Genomic DNA, 13,663 nt, shown 5'->3' on the forward strand with positions numbered 1-13,663 from the left:
ACAAAGGGGCATCAGGCAGGGAAACCAAGAATGCTGACCAAGAAACAGCTCGACCTTCTCGATTTCATCAACAAGCGGCTGCAACGCGATGGTGTGCCGCCCAGTTTCGACGAGATGAAAGAGGCGCTCGATCTGCGCAGCAAGTCCGGTATCCATCGCCTGATCACCGCTCTGGAAGAGCGCGGTTTCATCCGTCGCCTGCCCCATCGCGCCCGCGCTATCGAGATCGTGAAACTGCCCGAAACGCTGGGCGGGGCGTCAACGACCTTCACCCCCGAAGTGATCGATGGCGACCGTCCCGACAAATTGCCAAGCGGCGCGCGCCCGGTTGCCAGCATTGATGCGGTCGAATTGCCCGTCATGGGCCGGATCGCGGCCGGTGTGCCGATCCAGTCGATTTCCGACAATCCCGCTGGCATTGCCGTACCCGGAGCGATGCTGGCGTCGAATTCACATCATTACGCGCTTGAGGTGAAGGGCGACTCAATGATCGACGCCGGGATCAATGACGGAGATGTCGTCATCATCCGAGAGACATCGGCGGCCGAAAATGGCGATATCGTTGTTGCTCAGGTCGATGGCTACGAGGCAACGTTGAAGCGCTTCCGTCGCAAGGGCGAGGTGATCGTTCTCGAAGCCGCGAACCCTGCCTATGAACCGCGGGTCTTGCCGATTGGATCGGTCAAGGTTCAGGGCAAACTTGTGGGATTGATCCGCAGCTATTGACGCCTGCGCGGCGGTGCGTGCCACAGGCGCGCACCGCGCGACGTGACGATACGCGGCCCGGCTGACCCGAGCCAGACCGCAATGGTGCCCGTGGTTCTCAACCGCTTGGGATCATAGACTTCGCAGCCGGGCAGATCGGGCAGATCGACGCTGGACACCACGATCTCGCGAACTTCGCAGCCGGTATAGGCCGATGCAGCCCGTTTTCCCTGAAGATGGGTGATGCGCAGCCCGGCCAGCTCGATCCGGGCGACATTGCCGGGGGCTCCGCCGGGCCAAAGCGCCGCCGCCTGTTCCTGCGTGCGCGCAGCGCCGTCGTTTTCCAGCCAGATCCCGGCGAGGAACCCCGCGCCCCTCGGGCGCGACAAGGCCCGCCCGTCGTCCGTCATCGCGCCGACAAGCGCACCGGTATCGGCGATCAGCAGGTCCGGGCGCTGTGACAGCGGCCAAAGCGTTGTCGCAATCGCCAACGGCAGCACGCCAAGCCAGCGCCCGCGCCCCCGCCAGAGGCTGAGCGTCAAGCCGCCGAGCGCGAGCAACGGCAAAACCGCAGGCCCCGGCGCGACGATATGGCCAAGCGAGCCTTCCCACCCCGACACGGTGCGCGCGACAAGCAAGATCCAGTCAAGCCCAAGCCGCATCACCCACATTGCCAGCGCTTCCAGCCCCAGCGGCATCAGCAAGGCCGCGACCACCGCCATCGGCATCACCAGCACCCCCATCACCGGCACGGCGACAAGATTGGCGACCAGCCCGTAATGCGACAACAGGTTGAAATGCGCCATGGCGATCGGCGCGGTGGCCATGGAGGCCGTTGCCGAGGACACCACAAGGGTCAGAACCGGTCGTGCCCAGCCCGGTGCCCCGCGTTCCGTGCCGCGATCCCGCAACACTGCGAAGACGGCGACAAGCGCCACCGTCGCAGCGAAGGACATCTGGAACCCCGGACCCAACAACGCCTCGGGGCGCAGCAGCAGCACGATCATCGCCGCCAGCGCCACGGCGCGCAGCGACAACGCCCGCCGATCAAAGATCACCGCCAGCAGCATCACCGCCACCATGATGAAGGCGCGCTCCGTCGCCACGTTGCCCCCGGACAGCGCCAGGTAGCCCGCCGAGGCGACAAGCGCGATGCCTGCGGCAATTTTCTTGCCGGGCCAATGATGCCGTGCCCGAGGTGGCAGCAGAAAGGCAATCCGCGCCGAACCAAAAACGAATCCCGCCAGCAACCCCATGTGCAGGCCCGAAATTGCCAACAGATGCGCTAGGTTGCTGTGGCGCAGCGCCTCGATGCTTTGTTGCGACATGGCAGAGCGATCGCCGGTCATCAGTGCGGCGGCAAAGGCCCCGGTCTCATCCGGCAGAGCCGCCTGCACCCGCGCCGACAGCACCATCCGCGCCCGTGAAATCCATTGCCCGCCGGTCGCAGGTTCGAGCAGCAGCACGGGGGTGCGAGTATAGCCGACCGCGCCCAGCTTCAGGAACCATGCATGGCGGCGAAAATCAAAGCCGCCGGGTTCGGCAGCGCCGCCGGGCGCGCTGAGATGCCCGGTCATCATCACCCGCATACCGGGGCGCGGCTCAAGAAACCCCTGCTCGCCGTGCAGCGACACCCGCACCCGGTAGGGCGTGCGCGCCGGGTCCATCCGGGCCAGCATCACCCGGTCAAGCGTCAGCCGCAGCGCATCCGAGGCAGAGCGGTCGATGGCGACGACCCGCCCTTCGATCGGGCCGTAGTAGCGGAACCACAGCTGCGGCGCGGCGACCATATGCGCCCGTGCACCGGCCAGCGCAAAGCCGCAGGCCATAAGACCCATCGCGACGACAAGGGGTGCGTGCCCCACCCCAAGCCGTCGCGACAGCACCAGCAGCCCGACCCCGGCAAGGGCCGCCAGCGATAGCATCTCGACTGCCGGCTCGAAGCCAGGGAGGAAGTACAGCCCGATGCCAATGCCCAGTGCAACCGGCACCCAAGGGAACAGATGCCCGCGCTGCCCGATCAATACACCCTCAAGCCCAGAGAGGATCTGCCGCATGACTTGCCCCGACCCTGTCCGCTGGTTAGAGGGATGACTGAAACCCTACGCCATTTTTGGTTACCGAGAGGTTAAGATCCCATGTCCGCTGTCGTCACCCGTTTCGCGCCGTCTCCCACCGGATACCTGCATATCGGGGGCGCGCGCACGGCTCTGTTCAACTGGCTGTACGCCCGTGGCCGCGGCGGCAAGTTCCTGCTGCGCATCGAAGACACCGACCGTGCCCGCTCGACCCCCGAAGCCACTGCGGCGATCCTGACCGGGCTCGACTGGCTGGGGCTCGATCATGACGGCGAGGTGGTCAGCCAGTTCGACCGCGCGCCGCGTCACGCCGAGGTCGCGCATCAACTGCTGGCGCAAGGCGCTGCCTATAAGTGCTTTGCCACGCAAGAGGAAATCGCCGCCTTCCGCGACAAGGCCAAGGAAGACGGCCGCTCGACCCTGTTCCGCAGCCCGTGGCGCGATGCCGATGCCTCAGCCCACCCCGACGCGCCCTTCGTGATCCGTCTGCGCACCCCCGAAGACGGCGAGACCGTCATCGAGGACGAGGTGCAGGGCCGTGTCACCATCCGCAACGATCAGCTCGACGACATGATCCTGCTGCGCTCGGATGGCACGCCGGTCTATATGCTCGCCGTGGTGGTCGATGATCACGACATGGGGGTGACCCATGTCATTCGCGGCGACGATCACCTTAATAACGCCGCGCGGCAGATGGGGATCTATACCGCGATGGGCTGGCCACTGCCGGTCTATGCCCATATTCCGCTGATCCACGGCCCCGATGGCAAGAAATTGTCCAAGCGCCACGGCGCGCTTGGCGTCGATGAATATCAAAAGCTTGGTTATCCGGCGGCAGGCATGCGCAACTATCTGGCGCGGCTTGGCTGGAGCCATGGCGACGACGAATTCTTCGACGATGCGCAGGCGCAGGCGTGGTTCGATCTGTCGGGAATCAACAAGGCCCCGGCGCGGCTCGACTTCAAGAAGCTGGAAAATCTGTGTGGCCAGCATATCGCGGCCGCGGACGATGCTGCGCTGCTGCATGAAATAGAGGCTTATCTGGCCGCGGCAGCGCTTCCGGCTCTGTCGGACGCACAAAAAGACGGCCTGAAGCGCGGCATGTACTGCTTGAAAGAACGGGCGAAGACTCTTCCAGAACTCCTTGATAAGGCTCATTTTATCCTGGCAGAGGCTCCGCTGGAGCCTGACGCCAAGGCGCGATCCGCGCTTGACCCTGTATCCCGTGGTATACTGGCCACGTTGACGCCGCAGCTGCAAGGTGCTAGCTGGTCGCGGGAAGAGCTCGAGGGGACAATGGCCGAGTTCGCGGAGGCACAAGGGACAAAATTCGGCAAGCTTGCCGCCCCCTTGCGCGCTGCGCTCGCAGGACGCGCCGTAACCCCGAGCGTATTCGACATGATGCTGGTGCTCGGCAAGGAAGAAGCTATTCTCCGGATCGAGCAGGCAGCGGCCTCCGAGACGTGATCGCACCCCTTCGGGGCCGGGCTCACCTTTCGACCGAGGCCATGTGATTGATTGCCAGGGCACCGGACGGTGCCCGAGGGCCCTTTCGAAAGGAACGAGACTAGCATGGCTGACACTCCGACGAAGACCGCGACGCTGTCGATCGACGATCAGACCTTTGACCTGCCGATTTATTCGCCGACCGCAGGGCCGGACGTTCTTGATATCCGCAAGCTGTACGCGCAGGCGGGTGTCTTCACCTACGATCCCGGCTTTACCTCGACCGCAAGCTGCGACAGCACCATCACCTTCATCGACGGTGACAAGGGCGAGCTGCTGCACCGCGGCTATCCCATCGACCAGCTGGCCGAAAAGTCGCATTATCTCGAGGTCTGCTACCTGCTGCTGTACGGCGAGTTGCCCTCGGCGACCGAGCTTGAAACCTTCGAGAACACCATCACCCGCCACACCATGCTGCACGAACAGATGCAGTATTTCTTCCGGGGCTTCCGCCGCGATGCCCACCCGATGGCAACCATGGTGGGCGTGGTTGGCGCCATGTCGGCGTTCTATCACGACAGCACCGACATTTCCGACAACAAGCAGCGCGAGATCGCCTCGCACCGCCTGATCGCCAAGATGCCGACCATCGCGGCTTGGGCCTACAAGTACTCGATCGGCCAGCCCTTTGTGTATCCGCGTAACGATCTGAGCTATGCGGCGAACTTCCTGCACATGTGCTTCAGCGTGCCGGCAGAGCCCTATCATGTGGACCCGATCCTGAGCCGCGCCATGGACCGGATCTTTACCCTGCACGCGGACCACGAGCAGAACGCGTCGACCTCGACCGTGCGGCTTGCGTCCTCCTCGGGGGCGAACCCGTTTGCCTGCATCGCGGCGGGCATCGCCTGCCTGTGGGGCCCGGCCCATGGCGGCGCCAACCAGGCCTGCCTCGAGATGCTCAAGGAAATCGGCACGCCCGACTGCATCCCCGAGTACATCGCCCGCGCCAAGGACAAGAGCGACCCGTTCCGCCTGATGGGCTTCGGTCACCGCGTCTACAAGAACTTCGATCCCCGCGCGACGGTGATGAAGCAGTCGGCGGACGAAGTGCTCGACCTGCTCGGCGTCGAGAACAACCCGATCCTAGCCACCGCGAAGGAGCTGGAAAAGCAGGCACTTGCCGATCCCTACTTCGCCGAGAAGAAGCTGTTCCCGAACGTCGACTTCTATTCGGGCATCATTCTCGAAGCGATGGGCTTCCCGACCTCGATGTTCACCCCGATCTTCGCGCTGTCGCGGACCGTCGGCTGGGTGTCGCAGTGGAAAGAGCAGCTTGCCGACCCGCAGCACAAGATCGGCCGCCCGCGTCAGCTCTATCTCGGCAGCACCGCGCGCGACTACACGGATATCGAAAACCGCTGATCGCGTGATCGCCGACGCATGACCAGGACCGGCTCCCCGCACGGGGGCCGGTCTTTTTCCTTGTGGCCTTGCAGCCAGCCCCGACAGGCGATCAACAGAGGTCCACGGGCAGGCCGCCGAAGTCGGACGGCGATGATCCGCCGGGCGTTCCGGTGGCCCCGAGCGACAGCAACCTGATGCGCCAATCCCGACTGTCCTCGAAGCCGGCAACCTGCCCGACCCGCAGCAATGCGACGCCGGCACGGGCGCAAAGGACGAGGGAAAGGACGGGGGCGATCCCGAAACGGCTGCGGTCAGGCCGCGCCGCAGCGATCCGCGCTTCAGCGCCCTTCGAAACGTGGCGCGCGCTTTTCAAGAAACGCCACCACGCCTTCCTTGAAATCGCGGGTCTTGCCGCATTCGCCTTGCAGGCGGGATTCCAGCCGCAGCTGCCCTTCAAGATCGGTTTCGAACGCGCCGCGCAGCGCGGTCTTGATGCGCCCGAAAGCGGCCGTCGGCCCCTTGGCCAGATGCTCGGCCCGCGCCCGCCAGCGGGCGGCAAACTCGGCGTCCGGCACAGCTTCCCAGATCATCCCCCAGTCGTCGGCCTGCCGCGCGCTGATCCGATCTGCAAACAGCGCCGCGCCCATTGCCTTGGCCAGCCCCACCTGCCGGGGCAGCGCCCATGTGCCGCCCGCATCCGGGATCAGCCCGATCCGGGTAAAGGCCTGCATGAAGAAGGCGCTTTCGGCCGCGATCACCACGTCATGCGCCAGCGCCAGATTGGCCCCCGCGCCCGCGGCCGCCCCGTTGACAGCAGCGATGGTGGGCACCGGGCATTGGGTGATGGCGTTGAGCATCGGCTCGTATTCGTCGCGCAGCACCCGTTCAAGATCGAGATTGGCCGCCGTCTCGCGATCCCCCAGGTCCTGCCCCGAACAAAAGGCCCGCCCCGCGCCGGTAAGCACGACGACGCGCGCCGCGCGCTCGCCCTGCTGCACGGCATGGGTGATTTCCGCCCGCATCTGGGTGTCGAGCGCGTTCATCACCTGCGGGCGTGACAGGGTGATCAGCGCGATGCCATCTGTCAGCTCGTAGCGGATGGTTTCATAGATCACGGCGGGCCTCCCTCTGGCTTGCTAGGCGCCATCAAACATGGCGCGGCGCGGAAAGGCAAAGCAAGACGCGGCGTCACATGCCGGTCAGCCGTCACCCTCGAGGATCTGCTTCAGCCTTGCCTGCTCTTCGGGGCTGAGCTGCGCTTCGCTCAAGGCCTCGGCCTTGGAGCGGGCGCGGATGTAAAGCCCGCCCAGCCCCAGCGCAAACAGGAACAGCAGCGGACCCGCCGCCCAGAGCAGCCAGTTCCAGCCCCCGGTCGTCGGCCGCAGCAGCACGAATTCGCCATAGCGATCCACGAGATAGTCGATCACCTCGGCATCGCTGTCGCCCGCGGTGATCCGCTCGCGCACCAGCAGGCGCAGATCGCGCGCCAGCGAGGCGTTGGAATCGTCGATGTTCTCGTTCTGGCAGACAAGGCAGCGCAGGCCCTGGCTGATCTCGCGGGCACGGGCCTCCTGCGCGGGGTCGGCGAGGATTTCGTCGGGCTGCACCGCAAGCGCCGGCCCGCAAAACAGCAGCAAGATCAAGGCAAGGCGTTTCATTCGGCGGGCACTCCGCTGGGCTGCGTCGCTTTGCGCGCTCCAGCAGCAACGCGGAAACGCCGGTCGGACAGGCTGAGCGCGCCGCCAAGCGCCATCAGCAGCGCCCCGCCCCAGATCCAGTTCGCCAGCGGCTTGAGATACACTCGGACCGTCCAGCCTCCGCCCTGCTGGGCATCGCCGATCACCACGTAGATATCGCCGCGAAAGGCGTTGTGAATCGCCGCCTCGGTGGTCGGCATCTTGGCGACGGGATAGCTGCGTTTTTGCGGATAAAGATGCGCCACCTCGTCCCCGTCCTTGCGCACCGAGACTTCGCCCTGATCGGCGAACCAGTTCGGTCCCTGCACCCGCTCGACGTTCAGCAGCTCGAACTCATAGGCCCCGACGGTCCACGGGGTGTTCAGCTTTGCCGCACGGATGTCTTCTTGTTGCCACGCCATCAGCCCGGCGATCCCCGCCATGGTCACACCCATGCCAGCATGAGCCACCGCCTTGCCCCAATCGGCGCGCGGCAGTCGCAGCAGGCGGCCATAATCGCGCCCCTGCCCGATGCGCGTCAGCAGATCGGTCACAGAGCCCGCCACCAGCCATGCACCAAGGAACATGCCCACCGGCCCCATCAGGCTGCGCCCGCTCTGCATCGCCCAAGCCAGCCCGGCCAGCGCCACCGCCAGCACAAAGGCCGGAACCAGCTGGCGCAAGGCCCGCCCCATCTTGCCACGCTTCCAGCCCAGCAGCGCGCCAACGGGCAGGATCACCCCGAGCAGCACCATGAACGGCGTGAAGGCCATGTTGAAGAACGGCGCCCCAACCGACAGCTTGCGGCCAAACAGCATCTCGGCCACCAGCGGCCACAGCGTGCCAACGAAGACCACGAAGCAGGCCACCGCCAACAGGATATTGTTGGCCACCAGTGCCGATTCACGGCTGACCACGCCAAACACGCCCTTGGCCTGCATCGTCCCCGCTCGCGCCGCAAACAGCGTCAGCGCACCGCCGGTAAACACCACGAGAATCGCCAGAATGAACAAACCGCGTTCGGGGTCCGTGGCAAAGGCATGCACCGATGTCAGCAAGCCCGACCGCACGATGAACGTGCCAACCAGCGAAAACCCAAAGGCCAGAATCGCCAACAGGATCGTCCAGCTTTTCAACGCCTCGCGCTTTTCAACCACGATGGCGCTATGCAACAGCGCGGCGGCCAGCAGCCACGGCATGAACGAGGCGTTCTCGACCGGATCCCAGAACCAGAAACCGCCCCAGCCAAGTTCGTAATAGGCCCACCACGATCCCAGCGCGATGCCGATGGTCAGGAACAGCCAGCTCAGCAGCGTCCAAGGCCGCACCCAGCGCCCCCATGCCGCATCCACCCGCCCCTCGATCAGCGCGGCAGTGGCAAAGCTGAAACACAGCGACAGCCCGACGTAGCCGAGGTACAAGAACGGCGGATGAAACGCGAGCCCCGGGTCCTGAAGCAGCGGGTTGAGATCCTGTCCGTCGAACGGCGGCACCGCAAGGCGCAGGAACGGGTTTGAGGTGAACAGGATAAAGGCAAAGAACGCCACGCCCACCATCGCCTGAACGCCCAGCACCCGCGCCCGCAGCGTCGGCGGCAGATTGCCCCCGAACCACGCGGCCATGGCTCCGAACAGCGACAGGATCAACACCCACAACAGCATCGATCCCTCGTGATTGCCCCAAACCCCGGAAATCTTATAGATCAACGGCTTGGCGGAATGGCTGTTTTCGACCACCAGCTTCAGCGAAAAATCCGAAACGATGAAGGCGTGCATCAGGGCGGCGAAACTGATCGCCGTCAGCAGAAATTGCGCGGTGGCAGCAGGCTCGGCAACGGCCATCCAGCCGGGCCAGCGTTTCGACGCACCGATCATCGGCACCACTGCCTGAACGCAGGCGATCAGCGCGGCAAGGATGAGGGCGAAATGTCCAAGCTCGTTTATCATGCGCCCATCTATAGGGCACGGGCGCAGACCCGGCCAACGAAAACCGCGCCGCGCGCCTCATCACATTGTCGCAACCCGAAACGACAAACAGGCGCGATCCAAAGACCGCGCCCGCGCTTCATCTTGCCAGATAAACTCCGGGGGTGAGGCCGCAAGGCCGAGGGGGCTGGCCCCCTTACCCCTGCCGTGCCTGCCACGCCGCCAGCGCCGGGTTGCCACCGGCATCGGCCTCGCGCCGGTCGGGCGCAGGCAGGCTGGCACTCGGTGCGGCCACCGCGTCAATGTCGCGGATCTGCTGCACCACCCCCGGCACCTCGGCCATGCTCGCGGCGATTTCGCGGCGGAACTGGTGGCCCTTCACCTGATGGCGCGCGCCGAAATAGAACCCAACGATCGCGGTCAGCAGCCACCACATCGGATCAGGCACCAGCGCGATGCCCGCCATGCGCTCGGCAAACCACACCGGATCGACCATCGCCGCCACAAACAGCGCCAGCGTGCCAAGCGCCAGTGCCGGGCGCGGGATGCGGTTCAGCCCGTCGATGAACCGGTCGAACCACGACGAGCGATTCGAGGTGAATTCCGTTCCGAACTGCTGCAAGGCGCTGGTCTGCATGCCCGCCTCGCGCGTGGCTTGCGCCTCGGCGTTCTCGCGAAACACTTCCGCCGTCTCGGCGATCACGTTACGGCCCGAGCCAAACAGCAGTCCGAGCAGCGAGCCGACGATTCCGCTCATCCCCATGCTGCCACCCTCTGGCTGAATTCCGCATCGCTCATCCGAAACCGCGGCGAGATGAACTCCTCGGCGCGCTTGATCCAGCCGCCCTTGCCGCCCGCGCGGGTGCGGGCATATTTGCGCGAGGCCGGACGCCGGTCGGCAATGTCGAAATAATAATTGCGCCGCTCGATGCCATAAGCATCGCCGATCACGCCCGGGGCCTGCGCATAGGCGCGATGGGTCGCGGCAATGGTCATCGGCCCGATAAGCCCGTCGACCGACACCGTCTCGCCCATCTTCAGCAAAAGGCGCTGCAGGATCTTCACCGCATTCGACCCGGCGTTGACATACATGTCGAACACCGTGGCGTGCAGCACCTCCGGCAGCTCGGCAATACGCGGCCCGCTGAAGTAATGGGTCAGGAAGATATCCACGGCCTGCGCCCGGCTCAGCGCCTGAACGTCGCGCACATCCACGTCACCGTCGCGGTCAAGGTCGATGCCAAGCCGCCGCATGGTGTGGATGGTGACGCCGTATTTGGTAGCCCCGCCCGGATCGTCGGGGTCGTTCACGTACCCGCCCTCGCGGGCGACAATGTCTTCGGCCATGCGCCGAACGTCGATGCTGGTCATGGTATATACTCGCTCGATGTGTCCGTTGAGCGGGCCGCCTCTTGCAAGGGACGCTTTCCCGCAGGAACAAATCTCGCCAATATTTCTTAACCAGACCCGACAGCAGCGTACGGAGCCCTCCCGATGAGTTTGACCGCAGACGAGATCATCGCCCTGCTCGAGCTGTCCCCGCACCCCGAGGGCGGCCATTACCGGCAGACATGGGCTGCCGACTGCGCGCCCGGCGAACGGGCAGCGGGCACCTGCATCTATTTCCTGCTGAAGGCGGGCGAGCGCAGCCACTGGCACCGCGTCGATGCCGCCGAGATCTGGCTCTGGCATGCGGGCGCGCCGCTGGTGCTGTCGTTGGCGCCGTCAGACAGCGGCCCGCGCGAGGAGCTTGTGCTTGGCCCAGACCTTGCCGCCGGGGCGCGCCCGCAGCGCATCGTTCCGGCGCATCACTGGCAGGCGGCGGTCTCGACCGGGGCGTGGACGCTGGTCAGCTGCACCGTCTCGCCGGGCTTTTGCTTCGACGGATTCACCCTCGCCCCGGCCGGGTTCGACATCTCATGACTCGCCCTATTCATCTGATTGCAAAAGAAAAGGCCGGAGCAATGCTCCGGCCGATCCTTGAGAGAGACGTGATTGATCAGTTCGAGAACGATTCATCAACGTCCGGCATCTCCATCATCTGGTCCTTGGTGTAGGGAACCACGATGGCGTAGGACGCATCGTCCACCGGCACCAGATTCATGTCACCAAGCGAGACATGGATATGCTTGTCGCCAAGCCCGAGGAAGCCGCCAACTTCGGCGACGACGCCTTCAAGCGAGCCATCCGCATTGAACACGAGATCTTCGATTTCGCCGACGCTGTTCCAGTTCTCGTCGATGGCGGAGTTACCGGTTGCCGCCATGTCGGTGCCAGCCTCGGTGCCCTCCGTGGTGAGGGTCGCAGTGCCGGATTCGGGCATCGCGGTGCTGTCGGTTGCCGCGCTGTCCATGGTCGCCTCGTCGCCTTCCATGTCTTCGGCTTCAGCATAGACGGTGCCGCCAAGGATATCGCGTGCGCGGATCAGGCCGTCGGCATCATTGGCAAACAAAGCCTGCGTATCGTTCCCGGCCTCGTCCATTTCACCTTCGAGATTATTGGCGGCATTGTGCATCGCATCGCCGGTCTGCTCGGCGGAATGTTCGATGGCATTGCCGGCATCCTCGGCGGCCTGCTCCAGATTTTCGCCAGCCTGAGAAAGATTAGTCTCGGCCTGTTCCATGTTGTCATGCGTTTGCGGCGCGGTGTCGTCAGCGCTCTGGGCAAAAGCGGCACCACCGGCGGTCAGGGCAATCGCGGCAACGGTCATGGTGAGATGTTTCATAGCGTGTTCCTCCATTTCGTGTCGTCGTAGATGACGTATGCAGACACAACACGGAGATCCGGGGGCATGTTCCGCCCCCGGGAGAGAATTTATAAGCTCAATGTCAGGGAACTTTTTCAGACATTCTGCGACAGGAATGTCAGCAGCTGGCGGGTCGACCCATCCTTGCCCTCGGCGCTTTGCGCACCGCTGACCATCGGCCCCAGCGCCGTTGCCAGCTCTTTGCCCAGCTCGACACCCCATTGATCGTAAGAGTTGATGTTCAGGATCACCCCTTCGACAAACACCCGGTGTTCGTACAGCGCCACGATGCGCCCCAGCGTCTGTGGATCAAGGCTGGCATAGACCAGCGTGGTCGACGGCCGGTTGCCCGGAAACACCCGATGGCGGGCCTGACGCTCAAGCTCGTCGCCCTCGAACATGCCTGCGACCTTGCCGCGCGCCTCGTCAAGGCTGCGCCCTCGCATCAGCGCTTCGGATTGCGCAAGGCAGTTGGCGACCAGCAATTCGTGATGGTGGCGCAGCTCTGGCTCGTGTCCGCGTGCGGCGACCATGAATTCGCAGGGAACGACGCGGGTGCCCTGATGGATCAGCTGATAGAATGCGTGCTGACCATTGGTGCCCGGCTCGCCCCAGACCACGGGGCCGGAAGTCACCGTCAGATCGGCGCCATCCATGCTGACGCCCTTGCCGTTGCTCTCCATCTCGAGCTGCTGAAGATAGGCGGGCAGACGGGCAAGGCGGTTGTCATAAGGCAGCACGGCGCGGGTCGTGTAACCCAACACCTGATTGTGCCACATCCCCACCAGCGCCAGCATCACCGGCATGTTCTGCGCCAGCGGCGCATCGCGGAAATGCGCATCCATCTCCATGCCGCCGCGCAGGAAGGCGCGGAAATCATCCGGCCCGATGGCAATCATCATCGACAGGCCGATCGGCCCCCACATCGAATAGCGCCCGCCGACCCAGTCTTCGAAGCCAAAGACGCGGGCTTCCGGAATGCCCCATTCCGCCGCCTTCGCCTGATTGGACGACAGGGCGATGAACTTGCCCTCGGTGGTCTGGCCCTTGGCTTCCAGCCAGTCCCACGCGGTCTTGGCGTTGGTCATGGTCTCGATGGTGGTAAAGGTCTTGGACGCGATGATGAACAGCGTGCTCGCCGGGTTGCACAGCTTGAGCGTGTCGGCAATGTCGGCCCCGTCGACGTTCGACACGAAATGGCAGCGCGGCCCGTCGTGGAACGGCGCCAGTGCGATGGTGCCCATCTTGGGGCCAAGGTCCGACCCGCCGATACCGATGTTCACCACGTCGGTCACACCCGATGCGCGGATTTCCTCGGCCAGCACCTCCATGCGCCCCAGCGTCGCTAGCACCTCGGGCATCACGTCAGTGCCATCGACCAGCACCGGCGCGCCATCAAGGTTGCGCAGCGCCGTGTGCAGGACGGCCCGCCCTTCGGTCTCGTTGATCTTTGCACCGGCAAACATCGCCTCACGCCGAGGCGCGACCTGCGCAGCCTCGGCCAGTGCCAGCAGCGCCTCCAGCACTTCGTCGTCAAGCTGGGTTTTCGAGAAATCCAGCAGCATCCCGCCTGCTTCGACCGAAAAGCGCGCCGCCCGGTCGGCATCTTCGGCAAACAGCGCTTCAATGCGCCGCCCTTCACGCGCAGCGGCCAAGCGTTTCAGATCATCCCACATATCT

12 protein-coding genes are annotated in these 13,663 nt (G+C 64.7%); 4 read left to right on the forward strand and 8 right to left on the reverse strand.

Going from position 1 to position 13,663, the window contains the following annotated elements; genetic code table 11:
* Positions 1 to 30 precede the first annotated feature (30 nt).
* Positions 31 to 726, forward strand: a complete 696-nt coding sequence (gene lexA / locus Q4543_RS08070) for a transcriptional repressor LexA (RefSeq protein WP_216004657.1) — start codon at positions 31 to 33, stop codon at positions 724 to 726.
* Here the strand turns inward: lexA and Q4543_RS08075 are convergent.
* Positions 720 to 2,762 (reverse strand): ComEC/Rec2 family competence protein, encoded by a 2,043-nt coding sequence (locus tag Q4543_RS08075; protein WP_303437324.1) that lies wholly within the window; start codon positions 2,760 to 2,762, stop codon positions 720 to 722. The two genes, lexA and Q4543_RS08075, sit on opposite strands and share 7 nt — an antisense overlap.
* 81 nt (positions 2,763 to 2,843) lie before the next feature.
* Here Q4543_RS08075 and gltX point away from each other — a divergent pair, with 81 nt between their 5' ends.
* Complete coding sequence (gltX, locus tag Q4543_RS08080; protein WP_303437325.1) at positions 2,844 to 4,250, forward strand: glutamate--tRNA ligase; 1,407 nt, start codon at positions 2,844 to 2,846, stop codon at positions 4,248 to 4,250.
* 105 nt (positions 4,251 to 4,355) lie between these two features.
* The gene (gltA, locus tag Q4543_RS08085) at positions 4,356 to 5,654 is read left to right on the forward strand and encodes a citrate synthase (protein WP_303437326.1); all 1,299 of its coding nucleotides are present in this window, start codon (positions 4,356 to 4,358) and stop codon (positions 5,652 to 5,654) included.
* A 320-nt stretch (positions 5,655 to 5,974) separates the two neighbouring features.
* On the opposite strand, the gene Q4543_RS08090 is transcribed toward gltA, so the two are convergent.
* From Q4543_RS08090 to Q4543_RS08110, 5 genes are all read right to left on the reverse strand, one after another.
* Positions 5,975 to 6,751, reverse strand: a complete 777-nt coding sequence (locus tag Q4543_RS08090) for an enoyl-CoA hydratase-related protein (RefSeq protein WP_303437327.1) — start codon at positions 6,749 to 6,751, stop codon at positions 5,975 to 5,977.
* Between the two features lie 84 nt (positions 6,752 to 6,835).
* On the reverse strand, positions 6,836 to 7,294 hold the full coding sequence (locus tag Q4543_RS08095; RefSeq protein WP_303437328.1) for a cytochrome c-type biogenesis protein: 459 nt from the start codon (positions 7,292 to 7,294) through the stop codon (positions 6,836 to 6,838).
* Positions 7,291 to 9,258: a heme lyase CcmF/NrfE family subunit gene (locus tag Q4543_RS08100; RefSeq protein WP_303437330.1), complete on the reverse strand. Its 1,968-nt coding sequence runs from the start codon at positions 9,256 to 9,258 to the stop codon at positions 7,291 to 7,293. The genes Q4543_RS08095 and Q4543_RS08100 overlap by 4 nt, the downstream gene beginning before the upstream one ends.
* A gap of 175 nt (positions 9,259 to 9,433) precedes the next feature.
* Positions 9,434 to 10,000: a holin family protein gene (locus Q4543_RS08105; RefSeq protein WP_303437332.1), complete on the reverse strand. Its 567-nt coding sequence runs from the start codon at positions 9,998 to 10,000 to the stop codon at positions 9,434 to 9,436.
* Positions 9,991 to 10,608 carry a holin-associated N-acetylmuramidase gene (locus tag Q4543_RS08110; protein WP_252737631.1) on the reverse strand — a complete coding sequence of 206 codons (618 nt, stop codon included), beginning with the start codon at positions 10,606 to 10,608 and terminating at the stop codon, positions 9,991 to 9,993. Before Q4543_RS08110 ends, Q4543_RS08105 begins: the two co-directional genes overlap by 10 nt.
* A gap of 123 nt (positions 10,609 to 10,731) precedes the next feature.
* Between Q4543_RS08110 and Q4543_RS08115 the strand changes: the two genes are divergently transcribed.
* Complete coding sequence (locus tag Q4543_RS08115) at positions 10,732 to 11,160, forward strand: cupin domain-containing protein (RefSeq protein ID WP_303437333.1); 429 nt, start codon at positions 10,732 to 10,734, stop codon at positions 11,158 to 11,160.
* A 76-nt stretch (positions 11,161 to 11,236) separates the two neighbouring features.
* On the opposite strand, the gene Q4543_RS08120 is transcribed toward Q4543_RS08115, so the two are convergent.
* Together Q4543_RS08120 and pgi are read right to left on the reverse strand one after the other, a co-directional pair.
* A complete protein-coding gene (locus tag Q4543_RS08120; protein ID WP_303437334.1) occupies positions 11,237 to 11,962 on the reverse strand; it encodes a PRC-barrel domain-containing protein in 726 nt (241 codons plus the stop codon).
* Between the two features lie 116 nt (positions 11,963 to 12,078).
* Positions 12,079 to 13,659, reverse strand: a complete 1,581-nt coding sequence (gene pgi, locus Q4543_RS08125; protein ID WP_303437335.1) for a glucose-6-phosphate isomerase — start codon at positions 13,657 to 13,659, stop codon at positions 12,079 to 12,081.
* Between the last annotated feature and the right edge of the window lie 4 nt (positions 13,660 to 13,663).

The sequence above is a fragment of the Salipiger sp. 1_MG-2023 genome, from assembly GCF_030547555.1.
Taxonomy (GTDB): domain Bacteria; phylum Pseudomonadota; class Alphaproteobacteria; order Rhodobacterales; family Rhodobacteraceae; genus Salipiger.